This window comes from Neomicrococcus aestuarii (assembly GCF_014201135.1).
GTDB lineage: Bacteria > Actinomycetota > Actinomycetes > Actinomycetales > Micrococcaceae > Neomicrococcus > Neomicrococcus aestuarii.
Window position 1 is genome coordinate 71,033 of sequence record NZ_JACHDR010000001.1, and the last position, 23,315, is coordinate 94,347.

The window sequence follows — 23,315 nt, forward strand, 5'->3', positions numbered from 1 at the left end:
AGTCGTTCGCGTTCGTGACTGGGGAATCCGGGGGAGATTGCTTGGGACTGCTGCGGACGGGAGGAAATACTCTGATGGCGAATCATCCTCAAGAAGCATGCCAATTGCTCGCCAAGGTCGATAAACTCTAGGGAGGACACCTATGAAAGGGCTCACCATGGCGGGCGGAAACCCACTATTCAACTCGAAGACTTTCCAGAGTGACGCTAAGGGCACGGTCGGATTCGGTTCGGCCGCAGCACAGCAGACTGTTCAGCAGAACCAGTACTCTGCACAGCAGCTTCAGGATATGTACAACCAGCCGTCGGCAGGACCGCTGCAGACCGGTCGCATGACCGTCAACGATGTTGTCGCTAAGACCATCATCTGCTTCGCACTGGTCATCGTCGGCGCAGCCGTTGGTTGGCAGTTGCCTGGCCTGATGTTGCCAGCAGCGATCATCGGTTTGGTGCTTGGCCTTGTCAACTCGTTCAAGCGTGAAGTCTCCCCAGTGCTCGTAGTTCTCTACGCGATCGCTGAAGGCGTCTTCTTGGGCGGCATCTCCGGAATGTTCGAGACCATGTACCCGGGCATCGTGGTGCAGGCAGTACTTGCAACGTTCTCTGTGTTCGCAGTGACCTTGGTGCTCTACCGCTCCGGTAAGTACCGCGCCACCCCACGCATGAACAAGATGTTCATGATCGCCATGCTTGGCTACTTGGTCTTCAGCCTCTTGAACTTCGTGCTCATGCTGACCGGCGCTGTTGATGGCATGTTCGGTCTGCGCTCCGGTTGGATCGGCTTGGCCGTTGGTGCTTTGGCCGTTCTCTTGGCCACCTACTCGCTGGTCTTGGACTTCACGCAGGTCCAGGAAGCAGTTGAGCACGGCGCTCCTGAAAAGTTCGCTTGGCGTTGCGCCTTCGGCCTGACGGTCACCATGGTGTGGCTGTACGTCGAAATCCTGCGCATCCTCGCGATCTTGCGCGGCGACGACTAGCAGTCGTTACTGCCTAGAGCTAAGAGGGGCTCGTCTTGTATCTCAGGATGCGGGACGAGCCCTTCTGCATAGGCACACAAACATTTGGTTACCGCCAGCTATGGGGGCCGTTGAAAGGTGAACACCATGAGCACAGTGAAATCCCTGAAGGACCTCGAGCCCGAGACGTCATTGTCCCGCTGGGCGCCGTTGGGCCTGGCGATCGTTGGCCTTTTGATCGGCGGCGTGGTGGTGGCCGTTCTTGATGGTCAGTACTGGCTCGCCAGTGGAGCGCTGGGCTCGGTGGAGCTTGATCCGCTGACCGGAATCTATCTGGCCGCCGCAGTGCCGTTAGTGGCAGGCGCGCTGACCTACCTGAGCTTTCGCAAGGGCCCTCTCACGCTCCCGAAGGTTGCCTTCGTGATGGCGGCCCTGGTGACCATGACCGGCCTCCACGTTCTAGTCACGGCATCGCATTGGGTCTCGATCCTCAGCGTTCTGCTGCTGATCGTCGCCGTCGCAACCGCGCTGGTACTCACGCGTCCTACGGAAGCCGCGGCTGCGTCGTCGTCATTCGAGTAAAAACGGCGCCATCCACGCTTCTCAGTAAGTGAGACGGGCGTCTTGCTGTGCGTACACCTGAACCCCTCAAGGCATACCGTTGATAGGGAGAGAAGGGTTGGGATGAGCAGCTTTACGGCAAGCCCCGTTATGGGCGAACAGTTCACCATTGAAAACGGTGGCGCCACCGCGACCATCAGCGCGCTCGCAGCCGCCCTGCGCATCTACCAGCGCGACGGCATCGACCTCGTAGAACCCTTCAGCGCCGACGAACTTCCGCCCTCAGGCTCCGGCATCCTCATGGCCCCGTGGGGCAACCGCGTGCGTGCCGGAAAATGGGTGCTCAACGGCAAAGAACAGCAGCTCGACATCACCGAGCCTTCCCGTGGCAACGCCTCCCATGGATTGCTGCGCAACAACGGCTACGCCCCGATTTCACACACAGAAACTTCGGTGACGCTGGCGGCGGAGATTTATCCACAGCACGGCTTCCCGTTCCGCATGCGGCACGCTGCTACTTATACGTTGGATGCGGATGGGCACTTGAGCGTCACCCAGCAACTGACGAACTTGTCTTCCGAGAGTGCACCAGCCGCGCTGGGTGCCCACCCGTATCTTCGTCTGGGAGACATTACGACGGCGCAGCTCACCTTAACCGTCTCCGCTCGCCAAGCATTTATTGCGGATGAGAGCCTCATTCCAGTAGGGCTTGAGCTGGTGCGCGGGGATACAGATTTCCGTGGGGGATCGCTTCTGGCGGATGTTCGCGTGGATGTTGCGTTGACCTCCCTCGATGCAGCCGAAGATGGCAACTTCCACCACGTGCTGAGCGCTCCGGACGGTCGAAGCGTGGAGCTGTGGCAAGAACCGATCTTCCCGATCGCGCACGTCTTTGTCACCGAGCACTATCGGGACCGTCCGCTCGCCGTGGCGGTGGAACCGATGACCGCCCCCGCCGATGCTTTCAATTCGGGAACCAACCTTCATTGGCTCGAACCCGGTGAGTCCCTCACTGGCACGTGGGGAATTCGTTCCTCGCTCTAAACCTTTTTGTCCATCACTAACGATCACGTGTTCTGTTTCTAAAGGATCAACCCCATGACGCAATCCACCACCCCAGCAACGTCGGCACCTGCGCAAGCTACGTCGTCGTCCTCTGAAAGCTCCCAGACCCGGAGCCTTCAGGAAATTTTGGACGGGCTGCCGGTGAAACTTGCCGATATTGAGGCTGCGGCCGAACTGCTCAAGGGTGTCATTGTGACCACCCCTCTGGAGCACTCGCGTGCGCTCTCTCGCCAGATTGGCGCCGAGGTGGAATTCAAGTGTGAGAACCTGCAGCGCGCGGGATCGTTCAAGGTGCGCGGCGCGTACGTGCGCATGGCGCGGTTGAGCGAAGAAGAAAAGAAGCGTGGCGTGGTGGCGGCATCTGCCGGTAACCACGCACAGGGCGTGGCGCAGGCTGCCAGCCGACTCGGCATCAAGGCCCGCATCTACATGCCTCTTGGCGTTGCGCTGCCGAAGCTTTCCGCAACGCGCGATCACGGCGCCGAAGTGGTTCTGCACGGAAACAACGTGGATGAATCCCTGGCCGAGGCTCAGCGCTTTGCCGATGCAACGGGCGCCGTTTTTGTGCACCCGTTCGACCACGAAGACATCATCGCGGGTCAGGGCACCATTGGTCTTGAACTGCTGGAGCAGTACCCGGAAGTGGACACCGTGCTCATGGGTGTGGGCGGCGGCGGACTCCTGGCTGGCGTGGCCGTGGCCATCAAGTCCAAAGCGGCTCAGCTCGGCCGCGATATTCGCGTGATTGGTGTGCAAGCAGAAAACGCCGCGGCCTACCCTCCATCACTGGCCGCCGATGCGCTGGTGCCCTTGGAGAAGGTCTCGACGATCGCCGACGGCATCGCGGTGGGACGTCCTGGACAGCTGCCGTTCCAGATCATCCGCGAACTCGTCGATGATGTGGTGACAGTGTCTGAGGACGCGTTGGCTCGCGCCTTGGTGTTCTTGCTGGAGCGCTCCAAGCTCGTGGTGGAGCCAGCCGGCGCCGTAGGTGTGGCTGCCGTGCAGGAAGGCCTGCTCGCCGAAATGGGCCTGAACCCCAAGAACGTGGCTGTGGTGCTCTCCGGCGGAAACGTGGATCCACTCTTGATGCTCAAGGTCATCCAGCACGGTTTGCAGGCAGCCGGCCGATTCTTGACGGTGCACATCATGCTCGAGGACCGACCGGGCGAGCTCGCTACGATCTCCCGCATCATCTCCGAAAACGACGCCAACGTCACGCGTGTGGACCACACTCGCGTGGGCGGTTCCTTGGCTATGGGCGATGTTGCCATCACGATCGACATGGAAACCAAGGGTCGCGAACACTCCGAGCTCGTCCTGCAAGCGCTGCGCGCCGAGGGCTTCCAGCCGCAAGTGCGGCAATAAGGTTCCCTTGAACTTGTAAAGCAAAAGGCCGGGTTCCCTTCACACGATGGTGTGGGAACCCGGCCTTTACTGTTTCTCAGTACTTTGACGTACCGGGAATCAGCTAAGAATTGCTATTAGCCCTGGTAAGGCTTTGCGGAGATGATCTCCACGGCGATGTCCTTGCCGTTCGGCGCGGTGTAGGACAGCGAATCGCCGACCTTCTTGCCGTGGACAGCGGAGCCGATAGGGGACTTCTCAGAGAAGACCTCAAGATCAGAGCCTTCGCTGACGATCTCGCGGCTGCCGAAGAGGAACGTAGTCTCGCGGCCGGCAATCTTGGCAACAACCAACATGCCTGGCTCAACCACTCCGTCATCAGCTGGAGCTTCGCCAACGTGGGCGTTCTCAAGAAGCTGCTTCAACTGGATGATGCGGCCCTCGTTCTTGCCCTGCTCTTCGCGGGCAGCGTGGTAGCCACCGTTTTCCTTGAGGTCACCCTCGGAACGAGCCTGTTCAATACGGTCCACGATCTCCTGGCGTACCGGGCCCTGCAATTGCTCGAGCTCAGCGGACAGCCGGTCAAAAGCCTCTTGCGTCAGCCAGACGACTGGTTCATTCTGCGTAGTGGACAACTGGTTCTCCTTGGGGTTGGTCCGAGCGGAGAAACGCCCGGCATGTGAGCACCATCGGTGCTTCAAGTTTTGAGGTACTGCATATTCCCGATGATGCAAGCAAAGACCCCGTCAGCTAGACCTTGTTCCGGGCTCAAAAGATGGCCGGTTCAAAGCCGCGCTTAGACGGGGCGCAACTCACGTAATCACACAATTCTAGCGAAAGTTGCTTCAGATACATAGTTAGGAAGTGATATTCGTCAATATCGTGGCGCAAATGATGCCCTGTACAGGTGGCTTCATGGCGCCCTTAACAGGGCGAAAAATAACGCTCGTAGAGAACAGGTTATTTCTCGAGAACCCAGCATCGGGAGACGCCGCCGGAGACACCTTGGTAGTTGGTGCGCACCTGGGAAATCGCACGTTCCGTGACCTGATCACCGTTACGTGCACCTGGGACGATCGCATCGGCGCCGGGCTGCGGCGTCGTCGTACTAGAAGAACTGGACTCCCCGGGACCGAAAGTGACCAATTTCCAGCCCGCCACGGCCTTTCCTTCGCTCAGAACCTGAGCCGCACACTCCACGGTGTCCTCCACATTGCGGGTCACATCGAAAGTGACCGTCACGAGCTGGGGGGACTGGATATCGAACGCCACGTCTTTTGACGTAAAACGCTCAGTGCCGGCAATCGTCATCCACAGCGTCGCAAGAACGGCAAGCAACAATCCGGCAACGACCAACGTGGACTTGAGGCGCCGTGACATCGGCTGCTTCGGCGTACCATAACGATTGGTTAGGCTAGAGTCTTGTGCCCCATGCGCGTCTGGAGTGTGGGTCTGGGGATTCATCCCTACTACTCTACTCAAGGAGAGCACTTCGTGGATCAATCAGCTGTGACTGCATTACCTGATTCAACCGGTTTCCGGCTGATGGCAGTACACGCGCACCCGGATGACGAATCGTCGAAGGGTGCCGCAACGAGCGCCGCCTACGTCGAGGCCGGCGCCGAGGTTCTGGTTGTCACCTGCACGGGTGGAGAACGCGGCGACATCCTCAACAAGGACGCCGACGAACTCGCTCACGCGCACCGCGATCTTGCCGGCCTGCGCCACCAAGAAATGGCAACCGCCGCTTCCAAAATTGGCATCAAACAGACCTGGTTGGGTTACGTGGATTCCGGACTGCCCGAAGGTGACCCGCTCCCGCCACTGCCGTTTGGCGCTTTCGCCACCATTCCCGTGGAGATCGCCGCCGTGCCGTTGGTGCGCATCATCCGCGAATTCCGCCCACACGTCATCACCACGTACAACGAGTTCGGCGGTTACCCACACCCGGACCACATTCACACCCACGTCATCTCCGTGTTTGCGCTCAAAGCCGCCGCGGACCCCGAGTACCACCCGGAACTCGGCGAAGTCTGGCAAGTGCCGAAGTTCTACTACGACAACTCCATGAACCTGGAGAAGTTCACAACGCTGCACGAGGCGATGGTGGAGCGCGGTCTCGAGTCTCCTTACACGTGGCGCCTCGAGCAGGCCGAAGGCGAAGAGGACAGCTGGATTGTTCGTGCTCAGCGGCACAAGAACACCACGCGCCTGCACACCAGCCACTACTTCGGCGCCCGCGACGAGGCCTTGCTGTCCCACCACACCCAGATCGATCCGCAAGGCTTCTTCTTCGCGATCCCGCGCGATCTCGAAAAAGAGATCTACCCGTACGAGGACTTCACGCTGATCGAATCCACGATAGAAACCGAACTTCCCGAGACCGACCTTTTCGCGGGTCTTCGCTAGGCCTTCGATAGACTTAAGGTTCCTGCCCGCGAGCGGGTCAACTCTAGAAAGCTGAACTGTGAACTTCCTCGTCAACTTGTACGCAAGCTCCGCCTACCCATCGGCCCCGTCCGAGGACGCCGCGCGTGAGATCGGCCCCGGCTTCCTGGGCTTCATCTTCACCGCCTTCTTGGTGGTGTGCGTGATCTTCTTGATCAAGGACATGACCCGCCGCATCCGTCGCGTGCGGTACGAAGCCGAAGCCACCACGCGTCAGCGCGAGTTGGTGGAGCGCGGCGAGCGTGAGCGCGCCGAATCCGGCTTGTACGACGGTGTTGATTCGCGTCCCGCTGCCGGCTCCGGTCAGGCGCGTCCCGGCACTGCGGACCCTGTGGCTGATGGCGCGGACGATTCTGCCGAAGGCCCTGAGGGCACGGACAGCAAGAACAACAACCTCTGGGGCTAACGCCTCTCGTGGCTTGCAAGCCCTGAATGATGACCTCGCACCTCTCGGTGCGGGGCCATTCTCGTCTCTCTTGACTCTGACACCCTAGAAGTGAGGTCATTTCTCTACAACCCTCCCTATGTGAGGTCATCTCTCTACAACTTTTTTCGATTTTCTTGTAGTGAAGTGTTCTCACATGGAGGGCTCTGTGGGGCGAAGTAGGCTGAAAGCCGGCGTGAGGAGTACAGAAAGCCGGTGTGAGGAGTATTAGATGTCCAATCAGCTTGGCGGTGCCGCGAGTTCTTACCTCCGGCAGCATGCGCATCAGCCCGTTCATTGGCAGGTTTTTGGTGATGATGCCTTCGAGGAGGCCGAGCGCCGGGACGTGCCCGTCTTCTTGTCCGTGGGCTATGCGGCATGCCATTGGTGCCACGTCATGGCGCATGAAACCTTCGACGACCCTGTCATTGCCGGGTTTTTGAACCAGAACTTCGTGTCCATCAAGGTGGATCGCGAAGAACGACCTGACGTGGACTCCGTGTACATGGCCGCTACCCAACTGTTGACTGGCCAAGGCGGCTGGCCCATGAGCGTGTTCTTGATGCCCGATGGCCGCGCGTTCCATGCAGGAACGTATTTCCCACCCGAACCGCGCCAAGGTTTGCCCTCGTTCCGCCAGCTCATCCAAGGTGTTCACGACACCTGGGTCACGAATCGAGAGGGCGTGGAACAGTTCGCGGGGCAGCTCGCGCAGCGACTTGAACAAGTCAATGACGCCGAGGCCCAACTGAGCAACCGCGTAACCGAAGACTCGACTGACGCTGACAAGACCATGCATTTGGCCCTGAATGTGCTGACTCGTCAGGAAGCAAGAACAGGCGGCTTTGGCCAAGCTCCAAAGTTCCCACCGCACTCAGCCTTGGAATTCTTGACGGCGCTGGGCTCGACGGTCGAGGGAGATCGCACGCTACTCGACCGGACCCTACTCGACCGGACCCTACTCGACCGGACCCTACTCGACCGGACCCTGCGCGTCATGGCGCTCTCCGGCCTCCACGACCATGTGGCAGGCGGCTTCGCGCGCTATTGCGTGGACGAGCAGTGGCTGGTTCCGCACTTCGAGAAGATGCTCTATGACAACGCCCAGCTCCTTCGCCACTACGCCCACGCGAGCCATCTCGCATCGGACCCTGCAGACCGCGAACTCTTCAAACGCACCGCGCAGTTGATGGTCAGTTGGCTCGCCGATGAGCTGCTGACTCCTGAGGGTGCCTTTGCTTCGTCGCTGGATGCGGACTCCGTCCTCGAGAACGGAGAGCACCATGAAGGCGCCACGTATGTGTGGACGCGCGCTGAGCTGGAGCACCTGACGGATTTCAACGGCGCCCTCAAGACGCTCCTCGTGGGCGGCAGCGTTCACGCGCCGCAACGCGGAAGCATGACGTTCGCGGACACCGCGGGCAACGAGGAACTCACCCTCGCCTTCTCCCGAGTACCGGAGGATCAAGAGTGGTCGGCGTGGGATCAAGCCCGCCCAGTTTTTGAGCAAAACCGCGCCAAGCGGCCACAACCGGCCAAGGATGACAAAGTCGTGGCGAGCTGGAATGGACTGATGGTTCGGTCCCTCGCCGAGACCGCGGACCTCCTCGACGGCGAAAACACAGAGCATGCCGAGCTCGCGCGAACACTCGCGATCAACGCGGCCACCTTCCTCTGGAACACCCACATCGCGAAGGACACGAACTACCAAGAACTCATAGTCTTGAGAGTCTCCTACAACGGCGCCACGGATAACGCTCGTGAGGGACTACTCGAGGATTACGCGGGACTCGCGCTCGGTTTCCAAGCCGTGGCTGCAGTCACGCATGACCACTCGTGGACGGAAAAGGCGAACGAAATCCTGGACGCAAGTCTCGAAAAGTTCGTGTCCACCCATCAGGGCACAACGCTCGTGCGGGATTCCACTCAGGATCCTCACGCAACCGCAGACCAGGCCGTTCTCAATGCGCGGAACGGGAGCAGCGGCGTCGTCGTTCTGGAGGATGCAACACCGTCCGGAACGGCCCTGTTGGCCCTTGCCCTCGCACAGCGGGCGCGCCCTGCAGATGAAGCGACATTGGTGCACCTACTCAATCACACGGACTTCGTGGCGGCTCGCGCGCCGGGATCGGCCGGAATGGCTCTCGCCGCGCGCTGGAAAACCCGCGGCGGAACGGTGCGGGAAATTCATATTGCGGGCGGTTCCGAAGGGGAACGCCGTGCTGCGCGTCGTGTCGCGCTCCTGTCCGGGGCAGTTATTACCCCGACGCCGTCCACCGACGTTACCCGAGGCGAGTATGCGGCGGGCCCGGCGGGAGACGTGAGAATATACATTTGCCAAAACTATTCGTGCATGGCACCTCTGATAACGGTGCAGGAGCTCACCACGCAACTACAAAAATTGAGGGATCGATGACGACTTTTTCTTCGAGCGCTACGTGGGGCCGAATGAAGAACAGCTACGAACATCTGAAAAGTCTGGGATGGGTGGACGCTGAAGGGCGGCTCTACGGCCTGACCTATGAGGAAATCTGTGAGAGGGATCCGAACGAGTTGGTGTTTCCGCCGTTTGTACTTTCGGACGAGGATCTACGCAAGGCTGACGAAGAGATTGCGCGGCAGATTGCCGAGGGCAGGCTCGTCAACAACGAGATAGTGCGCGGCCCAGATGAGGAGTAAGTTGCGCTAGCCGTGGATGTTGTTGCCCAGGATCGCGAAGGCGATCGCGATGAAGTGGCACACGAACCCGCCCACGGTGAAGACGTGGAAGATCTCGTGGAAGCCGAACCAGCGCGGTGACGGGTTAGGGCGTTTGAGCGCGTAGATGACAGCGCCGATAATGTAGAGCGCGCCGCCGACACACAAGAGGATGGCGGCGGGAACGTTCGCGGCGAAGAAATCGCCAATAAAGATCAGTGCGGCCAGACCCAAGAGAATGTAGATCGGGACGTAGAGCCAGCGTGGGGCATCGGTCCAGAAGACGCGGAACGCGACGCCCAGAATCGCGCCGACCCAGATGGCTCCCAGAAGCCAGCCAGCCTTCGAGGGCTCCAGAAGTGCCCACGCCAGCGGCGTGTAGGAGCCCGCGATGACCAACATGATGTTGGTGTGGTCAAGGCGTTTGAGCAGCCTCTTGACTTCCGGTGACCACGTACCGCGGTGGTAGATCGCGGAGACCGAGAACAACAAGAGGCCCGTGACCCCGTAGACGGCGGTGACGAATTTGCCCATGCCAGCGGGAGCAAGAATCACTAGGATGATGCCCGCTACCAGGGCTAATGGGGCCATGCCCAAGTGGATCCACCCGCGAAGCTTTGGCTTGAGTTCTTCAAGCTCGCGTTCGAGGGTGCTTTGGGTGCCGTCAGTGCCATTGGCATCCGTGCTGTGCATAGTCCTCAGTGTACTCGGTACCGGGAGTATCAATAACCTGTGTGGGAGCTGGGAGGATTGAACCGGCAAGCGGGGCGAAGTGAACGAAGATCGCGGTATTCCGGTAATCTCGAAACCACACTATGTAACACCCTTAGTCACTGTGAAAGCTCGGCATGCGCGTACCTGATGTTCTCTATCGCTTCTATGAGAATTCGCTGGCGCGCGGGCTGAGTGGGGACAAGCTTCCTCATCACGTAGGTGTTTTGGTGGACGGGAACCGTCGCTGGGCCAAGCTTGCAGGAGCGCCTACGGCGCACGGCCATCAGGCTGGCGCGGACAAAATCGTCGAGTTCATTACGTGGTGCGAAGAGCTGGGCATCAAAGTTGTCACGCTGTACATGCTCTCCACAGATAACTTGAACCGTTCTTCTTCTGAGCTCGAGCAGCTTATGGGCATCATTGGAAACACCGTTGACCGTTTGGGTGAGTCCAAGCGCGTCCGGATTCAACCGGTGGGCGCGAAAGATCTCTTGCCCGCGGAGCTGAGTGAAAAGCTCGCTCAACTGGCCGAAGAAACGCGTTCATGCGACGGTGTCCACGTGAATGTGGCTATCGGCTACGGTGGGCGCCGCGAAATTGTGGACGCCGTACGTGATTTCATGCTGGAAGCTTCCGCGGCCGGAAAGAGCCTCGACGTAGCCGCCAGCGAGATAGATGTTGACGCCATTTCGAGGCATCTCTACACGAAGGGTCAACCCGATCCTGACCTGCTGATTCGGACCTCTGGAGAGCAGCGTTTGTCTGGGTTTTTGACCTGGCAGAGCGCCTATTCGGAGTTCTATTTCTGCGAAGCTCTGTGGCCGGATTTCCGCCGCGTGGACTTCTTGCGCGCCCTGCGTGATTACGCGGATCGCCAGCGCCGTTTCGGCTCCTGACTAGGTATTTCCTCTCTTCCTGAGTGTTCCGTGACTGATTCATTACGAACAGGTGAACATTGAGAAACCGCCACGAGACACGCTTCACAATGCTGTCGAAAGCTATCGGTGAGACGTAGCGTAGGTCTCATCGGCGGGCATTCGAGCCTGCTGTCCGGAAAGGCCACCAGTTGAGACTTCTCTCATCGGAAAAGGGGGCCGGATTCGGCTCCTTTGTGGCCGTTCCGCCTACCTAATCGATAGGAACAGGGCTACGCCCTGGAGGGGAGCAATCGTGTCTCTAGCAACAGAAGCCGAGCTGATGGGGCCAGCGGAAGCTGTATTTCGCGAAGAACCTGGTTCGCTGACGAACGCTACGAATTCTCCTCATGAGCGGCAAAGCGTAGGCGAAAAGTCCTACGTCCTGGACACCTCGGTTCTCATTGCGGATCCGCGTGCCATTCTTCGTTTTGCCGAGCATGAAGTCATCATCCCGATCGTGGTCATCTCTGAGCTTGAGAAGAAGCGTCACGATCCTGAAGTGGGCTACTTTGCCCGTAACGCGTTGCGCTTGCTGGACGATCTGCGTGTGCAACACGATGGCCTGAACAAGCCACTGCCGATCGGAACTGAGGGCGGCTCGCTGCGCATCGAGCTCAACCACATCTCTATCGACGTTCTGCCAGTGGGTTTCCGCGGGCATGACAACGATTCGCGCATTCTGGCCGTTGCGAAGAACTTCGCGGATGAAGGCCGTGACGTCACGGTGGTCTCCAAGGACCTGCCGATGCGCGTGAAGGCGTCGGCGATGGGTCTGCAGGCTGATGAGTACCGCAACGAACTAGTGCGGGATTCTGGCTGGACGGGTGTTGCCGAGGTTTCGGCGAGTGAGGAGGACGTAGTTGCGCTGTACGACGGGGAAGCCGTACTGCTCGACGAAGCCAAAGACATGCCTACTAACACCGGCCTCGTGATTTCTTCGCCGCGCGGTTCCGCTTTGGGACGCGTAGGTAAGGACGGCCAGACGCGCCTAGTCCGCGGTGACCGTGAGGTCTTCGGACTCCACGGCCGTTCGGCTGAGCAGCGCCTCGCGATCGATCTTCTTGCGGATCCGAGCGTGGGCATCGTGTCCTTGGGTGGCCGCGCCGGTACCGGTAAGTCTGCGCTCGCATTGTGCGCCGGCCTCGAGGCTGTCATGGAGCGCCGCGAACACAAGAAGGTCGTGGTCTTCCGGCCGCTCTTCGCCGTGGGCGGTCAGGAGCTCGGCTACCTGCCCGGCAGCGAGCAAGAGAAGATGAACCCCTGGGGCCAGGCCATCTATGACACACTGGGCGCTTTGGTATCCAACAACGTCATGGACGAGATCATGGACCGCGGCATGCTCGAGGTTCTACCGCTCACTCACATCCGCGGCCGTTCACTTCACGATTCGTTCGTGATCGTGGATGAGGCCCAGAGCCTCGAGAAGAACGTGCTGCTCACGGTCATGAGCCGCATCGGCCAAAACTCGAAGATCGTGCTCACTCACGATGTCGCCCAGCGCGATAACCTCCGAGTCGGTCGCCATGACGGTATCGCCGCCGTAGTGGAGACGCTCAAGGGCAACCCGCTCTTCGGGCACGTCACTCTCACCCGCTCTGAGCGTTCCGCGATCGCTGCTCTCGTGACGGATATGTTGGAGGACGGCCAGATTTAGGGGCTCGCTTTTACGCATAAATTACGACGACGCTGCCTCACCCACAGTTCTTCACTTCCCGGACACGGGGCTCACTTTCTCCACAGAACGACGCTCATTTTCAAAACGTTGAAAGCTTCGCGGTAGCGTGATGAGCGTGTTGGCAATACTGGGGGAGTGGACCACCGCAGCTAAATCGGGGTGGGATGTTGTGGGTCTGGCGGCGTTGATCGCCAGCGTACTGGCGTACTTGTATTTCGGGCTTCGCCTCGCGTGGATCGACGCCCGGACGCACTTGTTGCCCAATCGGCTCATGTTTCCGTGGGCGAAGTGGGCGGCCTCGTTGTTGGTCGTCGCCGGGCTTGCCCACGGCGCACCGGACCGCGTCTTCGGGGCGCTAGCAGGCGGCGTCGTCCTCTTCGGAGGGTATCTACTCCTCCATCTGGTGCAGCGCAACGGTATGGGGATGGGGGATGTGAAGCTCGCGTTCGTACTGGGTCTGTATCTGGGGTTCGTGTCATGGTGGCACGTACTGTGGGGGACCTTGCTGGCGTTTGTGCTGGGTTCGCTCTTTGCGCTCGGCGGCATGATCGCCGGGAAAATGGGGAGGAAATCGGCCATTCCCTTTGGACCGTTCATGATTGTGGGCGCACTAGTGGCGCTCACAATTGGTCGTTGAAACTACTAGTTACGCATCGTCTAAATCGCTGAAGGATTTGTATGCCCATCCCAGATTTTATTGTGGAGATTCGCCGGAAGATCGGGACGGATCCGCTGTGGCTACCGGGCGTCAAAGCCGTGGTGACTCGTGAAAATCAGGGTACCGAGGTGTTGCTCGTACAGCGGGCGGACAACGGAAAGTGGACGCTGCCGGCCGGAATCTTGGAGCCCGGGGAAGAACCCGCGGTGGGATGCGTGCGGGAAGTTTTGGAAGAAACGGGCATCGAGGCGCGGGTGACAAAGCTTGCCGGCATCGCCACCACGGACCTGATGGTGTACCCGAACGGGGATCAGGCGCAGTACCTAGACATCATTTTCGCGCTCGAGTACGTCTCAGGCATCGCGCATGTGGCCGATGATGAAAACCTCGCCGTGCAATGGAGCAAGGTGGATGATTTGCCGGCGGACTGCCCGCCCAAACATCGCCGGGCAATTGAATGGGCGCTGGACAATAGCCCAGCGCCCAAGTTCGTGACCTAGCAGCCACACCCGTTACGTCGGGGAACTAGTTCCGCAAAGGATCCGTTCCCCGACGAACGTTGAATTTTTAGTACTTGCCCGTCATGGTGGTGACGTCAAGAGCTTTGTCGAGGTCGGCCTCGGAGACCTTGCCTTCACCCTCGCCAACAAAGCCCAAAGCGACGGTAGCTTCGCGAACCGTGAGGCCCTCAGCAACCGCCTTCTTGGCGATCTTTGCAGCGTTCTCGTAACCAATGAACTTGTTCAAAGGGGTCACGATAGACGGGGAAGCCTCAGCCAAGAAGCGTGCACGCTCCTCGTTGGCGGTGATGCCGTCAACCATCTTGTCCGCCATCACGCGGGAGGTGTTGGCGAGCAAGCGGATGGACTCGAGCAAGTTGGCAGCCATGACTGGGATGCCCACGTTGAGCTCGAAAGCACCGTTGGTGGAGGAGAGAGCAACCGTGGTGTCGTTGCCGATCACCTGCGCGCAGACCATGATGGCTGCTTCACAGATCACTGGGTTGACCTTGCCCGGCATGATCGAAGAGCCTGGCTGCAAGTCAGGGATCGCGATTTCGCCAAGACCGGTGTTTGGACCGGAGCCCATCCAGCGGAGGTCGTTGTTGATCTTCATGAGCGAGTACGCAATGTTGCGCAACTGGCCGGAAGCTTCCACCAAACCATCGCGGTTTGCCTGAGCTTCGAAGTGGTTACGAGCCTCGGTCAGCGGCAGGCCGGTGTTCTCCGAAAGAATCGCAATGACGCGCTGTGGGAAGCCATCAGGGGTGTTGATGCCGGTTCCCACGGCGGTGCCGCCGAGCGGAACTTCAGCAACGCGTGGCAACGAAGCCTCGACGCGCTCTACACCGTAACGAACCTGTGCTGCGTAGCCGGAAAATTCCTGGCCCAGGGTGATGGGGGTGGCATCCATCAAGTGGGTGCGGCCGGACTTCACAATGTTCTTGAATTCTTCGGACTTGCGGGTGAACGAAGCATCCAAGTACTGAAGTGCTGGGATGAGGTCGTTGATGAGCGCAGAGGTCACTGCAACGTGAACGGACGTCGGGAAGACGTCGTTGGAGGACTGGGAAGCGTTGACGTGGTCGTTCGGGTGAACGCGCTTTTCGCTACCGCGAGCCTCAAGAGCACGGTTAGCAAGGTTGGCAACAACCTCGTTGGTGTTCATGTTCGAGGACGTTCCGGAACCGGTCTGGAACACGTCAATCGGGAAGTGCTTATCAAATTCGCCCGTGGCTACCTGATCTGCGGCGCCTGCAATAGCTTCGGCGAGCTCAGCATCGAGCACACCCAACTCGGCGTTAGCCTTAGCGGCAGCCTTCTTCACCTGGGCAAGAGCCTCGATGTGCTTGCGCTCAAGAGTCTTTCCCGAAATAGGGAAGTTCTCCACGGCGCGCTGCGTCTGTGCCTGGTAGAGAGCATCGATGGGCACGCGAACCTCGCCCATGGTGTCATGTTCAATGCGGTACTCGGTTGAATCAGCCATATTTCCTTACCTTCTGATCGGTGTTCGTCAGTACTACTTTGATCGTCAGCACTAAGTCTTTAGCACTGCGACGTGTTGTGGGAGTGCGTGTTATTCGACGTTTCCGAACCCGGAAACAAGCTCGGCGCGGCCCTCTGCAAGTCGGTACGTCACGCCGATAACGGCGGTTCGACCTTCATCAACAGCGTCCGCGATGATCTTTGAAGAATCCACCATGCGTTCGGTGGTCTGTTTGACGTGTTCAACGACGTTTCCGTTGACGTCAGTAGTGCCGTCGCGGTGAGCGGTAATCACGGACGGAAGAATGCGCTCCACGAGGTCACGAACGAAGCCGTTCGGCATCTCGCCGGAGTTGAAGGACTCAACGCTCGCGGTTACGGCGCCACAGGAGTCGTGGCCCAGCACCAAAATAAGCGGCACGTTCAGCATGGAGATGGAGTACTCGAGGGTGCCCAGAACAGCGTCGTCAATGACGTGCCCGGCGGTGCGGACCACGAAGACGTCGCCCAAGCCCACATCGAAAATGATTTCAGCGGCAAGTCTGGAGTCCGAGCATCCAAAGATCACGGCCCACGGGTGCTGATCCTGCACCAGGGAAGCGCGACGATTCGCGTCCTGATTGGGGTGCGCGCTGGTGCCGCCAACAAAGCGGACGTTGCCTTCGCGCAGACGATTCCACGCTTCGGCAGGAGTAATTTTGGCTTCTACGGTCATGAGGAAAGACTATCCTGCACGGCGCGAGCCAGCGTGTCTAAGTCCTCAAGGGAGGCCGGGCCGGACAACGTCACGGTGTAGCCGTTCAGTCCCTCAGCCACATACGTGGTCTCCTTTTCGGTTTCCCGCATCTCCCAGACCTGACCATCTACGGTCCGCTGACCGGAGACCTGAGCGTTCTCGGTGACCTGAGCGATCCATGTCGGGTTAGCCTTGGCGGTCTGCCGCATCCAAATGAAACCATCATTCGGCGTCACGTAGCCCACTTCCCAGTGCGGGACACCGGCGGTTCCGCCAGCATTCCAGCGCGCGAAGTTGGGGTACCAACCCTCCGGAAGAGTCGGCGAAGCCGCCTTGAAATCCAGATCCTCCACCACTTGCTGCGCCGTCATCGGCACGTCCACGCGGTTCTGGTACGTGTTCTCGTTACTTGGCGGATTCAACAACAACACCGGAATCACCACAGCAATAGTGGCTGCCACCGAAATGATCATGCCCTTTACGGACTGGTTCAGACGCTTGGCTTGAGCCGCCGTCACCACCATCTTTTGCGAATCACCGGAGGTCACCGGGGCAGAAGAAGCTGAGACCGGTTCCGTGGAGGATGGAGTGTCTTTCGATGAGACATCAGTCGACGGAGTCTGTGACACGGCGTCAGTACCGGGCACAGCGCCGTCCACGTCTTGTTGCTGGGGCATTCCCCCATTCTCTCGCACACTGGCGCCACCACCCAAAAATGCGGGGCGCGCCACGTCCTCCCGCACCCCGAAGCCACACATCAGCCAATTCGCGTCACCACGCAACCCAACCCCCACGCACCGTAAGAACGTCATGGGAAGCCAAGCTGCGTCGTCGTGATTAGTGAATGTAAAGCAGACGACTATGATCGAAATGTAAGACGTCCCGAGTGGACGCCCAGCGATATGTCGAGGAAGACAGTGACTGAAGCGAACGATTTTTCCCACCTTTCCCCACGACTTTCCGTCTCTGACGCGGAGCCAGATCGCAACCTGGCGCTTGAGCTGGTGCGCGTCACGGAAGCTGCGGCCATCGCCGCCAGCCCGTGGGTTGGATTCGGTGACAAGAACACTGCCGACGGCGCAGCCGTAGACGCCATGCGCGCGATGCTTTCCTCCGTGAACTTCAACGGCGTTGTGGTCATCGGCGAAGGCGAAAAAGACGAAGCCCCTATGTTGTTCAACGGTGAGCGCGTGGGCACGGGCGAAGGCCCAGAGGTCGACGTTGCTGTTGACCCAATCGACGGCACGCGCTTGACCGCCATGGGCTACAACAACGCGCTGTCCGTTTTGGCCGTGGCTGAGAAGGGCTCCATGTTTGATCCGAGCGCCGTGTTCTACATGGAAAAGCTCGTGACCGGCCCCGAAGCCGCTGAACTCGTTGACCTGCGCTTGCCGGTCAAGCAGAACCTGCACCTGATCGCGAAGGCCAAGGGCAAGAAGATTTCCCAGGTCACCGTGTGTGTCTTGGACCGTCCGCGTCACGAAAGCCTCGTGGCCGAAATCCGTGAAGCTGGCGCTCGCGTGAAGTACATCCTGGATGGCGACGTTGCTGGCGCTATCGCCGCGACCCGCGAAAACACCGGCGTTGACGTGCTCATGGGCATCGGGGGCACGCCAGAAGGCATCGTCGCAGCGTGCGCTATCAAGGCACTCGGTGGCGTAATTCAGGGTCGACTCTGGCCAACCGATGACGACGAAAAGCAGAAGGCGATCGACGCCGGACACGATTTGTCCGCAGTGCTCACCACGAGCGACCTCGTCAAGACGGACAACGCGTACTTCGCGGCGACCGGCATCACCGACGGCGACCTCTTGCGCGGCGTTCGCTACGGGAGCGATCGCATCAAGACGCAGTCCCTCGTGATGCGCTCCAAGTCCGGCACGGTCCGCATGGTTGAGGCCGAGCACCGCGCCGACAAGTGGGAACAATACACGCGCTAAATTTTCCAGTACGACGACGCCCGCTGACGTTTGGTTTCACACCTTACGTCGGCGGGCGCTGTCGTTAAGCGGCCAGAACTTTCCGCCACCCACCGTGTGAGGCCCGTTCACGACAACCGCGCGTCCCTCCGAGGCCAAAACGCGACAGCTCGGGGCGTCTAGAGACCCGTTGCCGCTTCGGAGACCGTGGTCGCGAAGGCCGTTCCGCCGGCGGGGCCAGCCGAACGAACCACTACGGGGGACTCGGACGCCGGAATGAACGCGGAATCGCCCACGTGGAGCTCCAGCGTGGAGGTCGGCGACTCGAGCCGCAACGAACCACGCGTCACAAGAACCACGGCTGGACCTGACTGAGCGAGGACCACGTCGCCACCGGACGGCGTCTCCGTAGGGGAGAGCTCGATCCGCTGGAGCTGGAACTCCTCGAACGGCGGCTGGTAGAGCTCTTGGCCGAGATCGGTCAGGTGCGCTTCAACGTGCGGCACCTGGGACTCTTGGAACGTCACCGTGGACACGAGTTCCCGCAAGTCAATGTGCTTAGCGGTCAATCCACCGCGCAACACGTTATCCGAGGACGCCATGACTTCCACGCCAGTGCCACGAAGGTACGCGTGGACGTTTCCGGCCGGCAGGTAGATGGTTTCGCCGGGCATGAGCGTGATGCGGTTGAGCATGAGCGAGACCACCAGGCCGGGGTCGCCCGGGTGAATCTTGGCGATCTCGGTGAGCTCGCGCAAGCGATCCGGCACATGATCTCCCGCGCTAGCCAGCAGCGGGGCGGTGACGGCGAGCGAACGAACGCCCGAACCGCCCTTCAAGATGAGCGTGAACGTATCGCGGAGCGCGTCTTCCTCGGACTCAGAATCCAACAGCAATCCGGCAAGGGCTCGGGCCTGATCCACGGCACGGTCCCCGTTGACGGGCTCCGGAACGGTGCTCGTGGCGCTGATGACCGGCAACGTGGTGGTGTCCATGCTGAGCTCTTGCTGGGTCTCCAGGAACTTTGCCCACGCTTCGAGCAAGTGCGCCGTTTCGCGTCGCGGCGCGAACCCGCACAACGCTTCAAACCGGGTGAGCGCGAAGATCATTTCCGGCTTGTGATTAGCGTCTTTGTAGTTGCGGTTGGCCGCGTCTTGGGGGACCCCGGCCTCGTTTTCACGCTCGAAGCCCGCTTGCGCTTGCTCACGAGTGGGATGCACTTGAATCGAGAGCGGCTGTGCGGCGCACAAGATCTTCATGAGGAACGGCAGCGTCCCGAACTGGTCGCTGGCCGAACCGAGCATGCCTTCGGCGTCGTCCTCAATTACCGAATCCAGCGCTTCCGGGCCGCGCGAATCCTCGCGCAACACCACGCTGGGCGCGTCCGGGTGCGCACCAATCCACAGCTCCGCCTCCGGTCGGCCAGAAGCGGGCCGCTTCAACAGTTCGGACAGAGCGGTTTCCGAGCCCCAGGCGTATTCGCGCACCGTGTTCTTGAGTCGGTACATACTTATGCCGCCGAGCACTTTGAGTTGGTGCTGGCGATCAGTTCCAGCAAAGCGGTTTGGCCTTGTTCCTCGAGCTGAATCAAGTATTCCTCCGTGATGGGCGATCCATCAGGTTGTGTAGTGGGAACCTCTTCGGTTTCTTGGATGACTTCGTTACCCGAGCTCGCGCTTGCGCTGGTGGATGCGGCTGCGGATTCAGAGGCGGAGGGGGACGCCGAATTCGTAGCAGACGACGACGCAGCTGCGGTCGTGGGGGCAGCACTCGTAGTCTCTGCCTTCTTTCCGCCAGAGGCTTCCGCAAGTACTTCCGGAATGCGCTGCTTGATGAGATCGAAGTCAGGGAACGTGGAGAAGCGCTCAGCGGCGGTACCGAAGTCAGGAGCGCCGAGCGTCAACCGGACCACATCGTAGTCCTGAGACTTATCCGCGAGATTGACGAAGCTACCCAGCTGAGACTGCGGGATGTTGGTCTCCACGAGCTGCTTTCCGGCAGTCATGATCTGACCGAAGCGCGTGAGGACGGTCTGCGGGTTGAACTGCCTGACCATGGCATCCTGCAAGCATTGTTGACGGCGAATGCGGTGGTAGTCCGTGGTGAAGTAGCGGGAGCGGGCGTACCAGAGAGCCTGGTCGCCGTTGAAGTGGTGAACTCCCGGGGTAAACCAGCGAGTGCGAACCGCGGTTTCGGTGCGCTCAGGACCACGCCATGGCACCCAGCCACCGCTGTCCACGTCCACGCCGCCCATGGCATCGATGAACTCGGCGAAGCCGGCCATGTCGATCACTACGTAGCCCTGAATCTTGAGCCCCGTAATGCCTTCTACACCTTCCATGGTGGCTTGAGCGCCGGGGTTTTCAACGCCCGGGTACAAGCTGGTGTACTCCTCTTCCACCTTGGAATAGATGGCATTGAAGATGCATTCGTCGCCGCAATTGAAGCCGTCTGGGTAGACGTCATTCAATGGCGACGACTCTGGGAACGGGGTGTTCTGGAAGTTTCGGGGGATCGAGAAGATGGCGATCTGGCCGGTTTTCGCGTCGACGCTCCACACGGAGGCGGAGTCTGGGCGAAGACTCACGCGGTTCTCGCCAGCGTCACCGCCGAGGACCAACAGGTTGTAACGACCGTCGACGGGCTCAAAAGCAGGGCCGTCGTCAAAGACCTCGCTGATGGTGTCGCGGCCAGTGTTGACCACGTAGGAGCCATAGCCCAGCAGGCCGGAGGTCGCCAGAACGGCGACGATTGCGATGGCCGAGACGATGGCCAACATTCCCGGAGCCAACAGCTTGGGCTTGATCAGGAACAAGGTGTTGGCGAAGAGCAAGAGCCAACCCACCGCAAGGGCGGCCAAAACAATGGCCAGAACAAACTGGACGGAGGTGTTGGCGAAGAGTTCAATGAGAACTCCGCGGTTGATCAAGAAGATTGCTAGGCCAACTAGCAAAGCGGCCCAACAGATCAGCGTCACCGTCAAAGCGAAACGACCAATACGACGATTACCCGCCACCACTTGGGCGCCGCCGGGAATGAAGATGGTCAAGAGCAACAGCATGATGGCTCGACCGCTGCGCGTGCGAGCGTTGGCGTCCTCGGGGTTGCGCAGCGGGCTGGCCGTGGTCAGCGACTCGTGCGAATCTCGGAGCCGCGATTGGCGGCGCGAACGGCGCGTTTCTTGCTGTGGCGAGTTTTCCTCGCCCTGAAGGTCTTGTGGGAGCTGATCGTCTGGGCCGTTATAGGTCACGCTCGCGCCTCCTGCAGAGCTTCACCCTTACGAATGGCGGTCTCCCGCAAGTCCTTGGCAAAGTCAAGCAGTTGCGCGCGAAGGCTAGCCGCCAATTCGCCCTCGCCGGTGGCGAGCATGCGGACGGCCAAGAGACCCGCGTTTCGTGCTCCGCCGATCGACACAGTGGCCACCGGGACGCCGGCTGGCATCTGAACGATCGACAGCAACGAGTCCATGCCGTCCAAGTACTTCAAAGGAACCGGAACGCCAATCACAGGCAGCGGCGTCACCGAGGCCAACATGCCTGGCAAGTGCGCAGCACCGCCGGCACCGGCGATGATGGCTTTGAGACCACGAGCGTGAGCTTCGCGGCCGTAAGCAATCATGTCCTCGGGCATGCGGTGGGCCGAAACCACCCGCGCCTCGTAAGGAATCCCGAACTCTTCAAGCGCTTCCGCAGCCAGCTTCATTACTGGCCAGTCCGAATCCGAACCCATGACGATGCCAACGAGAGGCGCTCCGTCCTCTGCAACAGGGGAGTTGATGCCGGTGTTCGCCATAGGTGCGTTTTCGTTCACAGTGAAGTTCCTCGGTACTCGGTAACTAATGAGACTTGGTGCCTATAGAGCCTGGTGACTTATGGGCTTGAGCGTTCTAGATTCAGTGTGTGTTGAGCCTCAAACAATCTATCGCCCTCCGGACAGAAACGCTCGGCTAGGCGTCCCGCAAAGCAACTGCCACGGCCGTCGCGCGCGCGCGAACAGCGTCGATCGCTTCGCCGTCCTCACCCAGCACATTGATATGACCGATCTTACGCCCGGGCTTTACACCCTTACCGTAGAGATGCACTTTTGCTCCCGAATCGATATCCATCGCGGCAGGCAGCGCTGCGTGGAGATCAGGATTCGAGCCGCCAAGAATATTTTTCATAACGCTCACCCCGGCCAGCGCGTCGGTAGAGCCCAACGGCAGATCCAAAACAGCGCGCAAATGCTGCTCAAACTGGCTGGTGACCGCGCCGTTCTGCGTCCAGTGGCCCGTGTTGTGGGGGCGCATGGCAAGCTCGTTGATCATGAAACCTGGGCCGACGCCAGGGGTTTCAAAGAGCTCTGCGGCCATCACGCCGGTGACTCCGAGCGCGTGAGCGATGCTCAACGCCGCGTCCTGAGCCGCTGCGGCCGTCTCATCGCTGAGTTCAGGAGCAGGTGCAATCACTTCATCGCACACGCCGTTGACCTGAATGGTGTGAACCACTGGCCAGGCCTTCGCGTCGCCTGAGGGGCGGCGCGCAACCAAAGCCGAAAGTTCGCGAGTGAAGTTCACCTTCTCTTCCGCAAGCAACGCGGAACCGGTGAACCAATCGGAAAGCGAGGCTGCGTCGTCGTCATTATTAACGAAAGCAACACCCTTACCGTCATAACCTCCGCGAGGGGTCTTCAAGATGACCGGGTAACCGATCTCCGCGCCGAAAGACTGCAAGTCAGCGACCGAATGAACCTCGCGCCAGCGCGGGTTCGGAAGGCCCAGATCCTCGACTTTCTTGCGCATCTCCAACTTGTCCTGCGCGTAAATCAACGCCTCCGGACCAGGCTGAACATTCACGCCCTCCGCGGCCAGCATGCGCAAGTGCTCGGTCGGCACGTGCTCGTGGTCAAAAGTGACAACGTCCTTGCCCGCCGCGAACGCGCGAAGCGTCTCGAGATCCTTGTAGTCGCCCACCGGGGACTCGGGCGCCGCGAGGGCAGTCGAAACGTCCGGGCCTTCTGCGAGAACGGAAATGCGGTAACCAAGATGGTTCGCCTCGGGCAACATCATGCGTGCGAGTTGGCCACCGCCAATAACGCCAATCAGGGGAAAAGTCACCCGTCCAGAGTACAAGGAGTAAGCGCGAGGTGACGTGTTGGGCGAATCGCTGAGCTGACATTGTTGGTGAACTTTCAGCAGCGAAGCCTAGAATAGGCGATTGGCCCATCAACAGCATC

Annotated in this window: 23 protein-coding genes; 13 read left to right on the plus strand and 10 right to left on the minus strand. The window is 60.0% G+C overall.

All coding sequences use genetic code 11. The features are described from left to right. Positions 1-157 precede the first annotated feature (157 nt). The 4 genes from HD598_RS00305 to ilvA all read left to right on the plus strand — a co-directional run bounded on the left by HD598_RS00305 (position 158) and on the right by ilvA (position 3,949). Positions 158-976 carry a Bax inhibitor-1/YccA family protein gene (locus tag HD598_RS00305; protein WP_071893999.1) on the plus strand — a complete coding sequence of 273 codons (819 nt, stop codon included), beginning with the start codon at positions 158-160 and terminating at the stop codon, positions 974-976. 126 nt (positions 977-1,102) lie between these two features. Further along, positions 1,103-1,537, plus strand: a complete 435-nt coding sequence (locus HD598_RS00310) for a hypothetical protein (protein ID WP_157103231.1) — start codon at positions 1,103-1,105, stop codon at positions 1,535-1,537. Between the two features lie 102 nt (positions 1,538-1,639). Then, a complete protein-coding gene (locus HD598_RS00315; RefSeq protein WP_183662836.1) occupies positions 1,640-2,560 on the plus strand; it encodes an aldose 1-epimerase family protein in 921 nt (306 codons plus the stop codon). A gap of 54 nt (positions 2,561-2,614) precedes the next feature. Beyond that, a complete protein-coding gene (gene ilvA, locus HD598_RS00320) occupies positions 2,615-3,949 on the plus strand; it encodes a threonine ammonia-lyase (protein ID WP_183662838.1) in 1,335 nt (444 codons plus the stop codon). Between the two features lie 116 nt (positions 3,950-4,065). Here ilvA and greA read toward each other — a convergent pair whose 3' ends face one another. Continuing rightward, entirely contained in the window at positions 4,066-4,563 is a 498-nt protein-coding gene (gene greA / locus HD598_RS00325) for a transcription elongation factor GreA (RefSeq protein ID WP_183662840.1), read from the minus strand. A gap of 325 nt (positions 4,564-4,888) precedes the next feature. Next, positions 4,889-5,308: a DUF4307 domain-containing protein gene (locus HD598_RS00330; protein ID WP_183662842.1), complete on the minus strand. Its 420-nt coding sequence runs from the start codon at positions 5,306-5,308 to the stop codon at positions 4,889-4,891. Positions 5,309-5,422: 114 nt separating this feature from the next. Between HD598_RS00330 and mca the strand changes: the two genes are divergently transcribed. From mca to HD598_RS00350, 4 genes are all read left to right on the plus strand, one after another. Next, positions 5,423-6,337, plus strand: a complete 915-nt coding sequence (gene mca / locus HD598_RS00335) for a mycothiol conjugate amidase Mca (RefSeq protein ID WP_311538894.1) — start codon at positions 5,423-5,425, stop codon at positions 6,335-6,337. Positions 6,338-6,395: 58 nt separating this feature from the next. Further along, the gene (locus HD598_RS00340; protein ID WP_183662847.1) at positions 6,396-6,782 is read left to right on the plus strand and encodes a hypothetical protein; all 387 of its coding nucleotides are present in this window, start codon (positions 6,396-6,398) and stop codon (positions 6,780-6,782) included. Between the two features lie 250 nt (positions 6,783-7,032). Next, positions 7,033-9,216 carry a thioredoxin domain-containing protein gene (locus HD598_RS00345; protein ID WP_183662850.1) on the plus strand — a complete coding sequence of 728 codons (2,184 nt, stop codon included), beginning with the start codon at positions 7,033-7,035 and terminating at the stop codon, positions 9,214-9,216. Next, positions 9,213-9,479, plus strand: a complete 267-nt coding sequence (locus HD598_RS00350; protein WP_183662853.1) for a hypothetical protein — start codon at positions 9,213-9,215, stop codon at positions 9,477-9,479. The genes HD598_RS00345 and HD598_RS00350 overlap by 4 nt, the downstream gene beginning before the upstream one ends. A gap of 6 nt (positions 9,480-9,485) precedes the next feature. On the opposite strand, the gene trhA is transcribed toward HD598_RS00350, so the two are convergent. Continuing rightward, complete coding sequence (gene trhA / locus HD598_RS00355) at positions 9,486-10,190, minus strand: PAQR family membrane homeostasis protein TrhA (RefSeq protein ID WP_071893992.1); 705 nt, start codon at positions 10,188-10,190, stop codon at positions 9,486-9,488. Positions 10,191-10,345: 155 nt separating this feature from the next. Here trhA and HD598_RS00360 point away from each other — a divergent pair, with 155 nt between their 5' ends. From HD598_RS00360 to HD598_RS00375, 4 genes are all read left to right on the plus strand, one after another. After that, positions 10,346-11,107, plus strand: a complete 762-nt coding sequence (locus HD598_RS00360) for an isoprenyl transferase (RefSeq protein WP_183662856.1) — start codon at positions 10,346-10,348, stop codon at positions 11,105-11,107. A gap of 301 nt (positions 11,108-11,408) precedes the next feature. Further along, complete coding sequence (locus HD598_RS00365; RefSeq protein ID WP_084637082.1) at positions 11,409-12,782, plus strand: PhoH family protein; 1,374 nt, start codon at positions 11,409-11,411, stop codon at positions 12,780-12,782. Between the two features lie 136 nt (positions 12,783-12,918). Next, positions 12,919-13,440 (plus strand): prepilin peptidase, encoded by a 522-nt coding sequence (locus HD598_RS00370; RefSeq protein WP_311538895.1) that lies wholly within the window; start codon positions 12,919-12,921, stop codon positions 13,438-13,440. Between the two features lie 41 nt (positions 13,441-13,481). Beyond that, positions 13,482-13,961 carry an NUDIX hydrolase gene (locus tag HD598_RS00375; protein ID WP_183662862.1) on the plus strand — a complete coding sequence of 160 codons (480 nt, stop codon included), beginning with the start codon at positions 13,482-13,484 and terminating at the stop codon, positions 13,959-13,961. A gap of 67 nt (positions 13,962-14,028) precedes the next feature. Here HD598_RS00375 and HD598_RS00380 read toward each other — a convergent pair whose 3' ends face one another. The 3 genes from HD598_RS00380 to HD598_RS00390 form a co-directional block, all read right to left on the minus strand. Then, a complete protein-coding gene (locus HD598_RS00380; RefSeq protein WP_183662864.1) occupies positions 14,029-15,447 on the minus strand; it encodes a class II fumarate hydratase in 1,419 nt (472 codons plus the stop codon). A gap of 90 nt (positions 15,448-15,537) precedes the next feature. Continuing rightward, entirely contained in the window at positions 15,538-16,161 is a 624-nt protein-coding gene (locus HD598_RS00385) for a carbonic anhydrase (RefSeq protein WP_071893988.1), read from the minus strand. Beyond that, the gene (locus tag HD598_RS00390) at positions 16,158-16,859 is read right to left on the minus strand and encodes a DUF4245 domain-containing protein (RefSeq protein ID WP_183662866.1); all 702 of its coding nucleotides are present in this window, start codon (positions 16,857-16,859) and stop codon (positions 16,158-16,160) included. Before HD598_RS00390 ends, HD598_RS00385 begins: the two co-directional genes overlap by 4 nt. Before the next feature lie 225 nt (positions 16,860-17,084). Between HD598_RS00390 and glpX the strand changes: the two genes are divergently transcribed. After that, positions 17,085-18,122, plus strand: a complete 1,038-nt coding sequence (glpX, locus tag HD598_RS00395; RefSeq protein WP_071893987.1) for a class II fructose-bisphosphatase — start codon at positions 17,085-17,087, stop codon at positions 18,120-18,122. 158 nt (positions 18,123-18,280) lie between these two features. On the opposite strand, the gene manA is transcribed toward glpX, so the two are convergent. The 4 genes from manA to HD598_RS00415 all read right to left on the minus strand — a co-directional run bounded on the left by manA (position 18,281) and on the right by HD598_RS00415 (position 23,196). After that, positions 18,281-19,609, minus strand: coding sequence for a mannose-6-phosphate isomerase, class I (gene manA / locus HD598_RS00400; protein ID WP_183662869.1), 1,329 nt, complete (start codon positions 19,607-19,609; stop codon positions 18,281-18,283). A gap of 2 nt (positions 19,610-19,611) precedes the next feature. After that, complete coding sequence (locus tag HD598_RS00405; RefSeq protein ID WP_311538896.1) at positions 19,612-21,351, minus strand: LCP family protein; 1,740 nt, start codon at positions 21,349-21,351, stop codon at positions 19,612-19,614. Then, a complete protein-coding gene (gene purE, locus HD598_RS00410; RefSeq protein ID WP_183666420.1) occupies positions 21,348-21,893 on the minus strand; it encodes a 5-(carboxyamino)imidazole ribonucleotide mutase in 546 nt (181 codons plus the stop codon). The genes HD598_RS00405 and purE overlap by 4 nt, the downstream gene beginning before the upstream one ends. Positions 21,894-22,047: 154 nt before the next feature. Further along, entirely contained in the window at positions 22,048-23,196 is a 1,149-nt protein-coding gene (locus HD598_RS00415) for a 5-(carboxyamino)imidazole ribonucleotide synthase (RefSeq protein ID WP_183662871.1), read from the minus strand. Between the last annotated feature and the right edge of the window lie 119 nt (positions 23,197-23,315).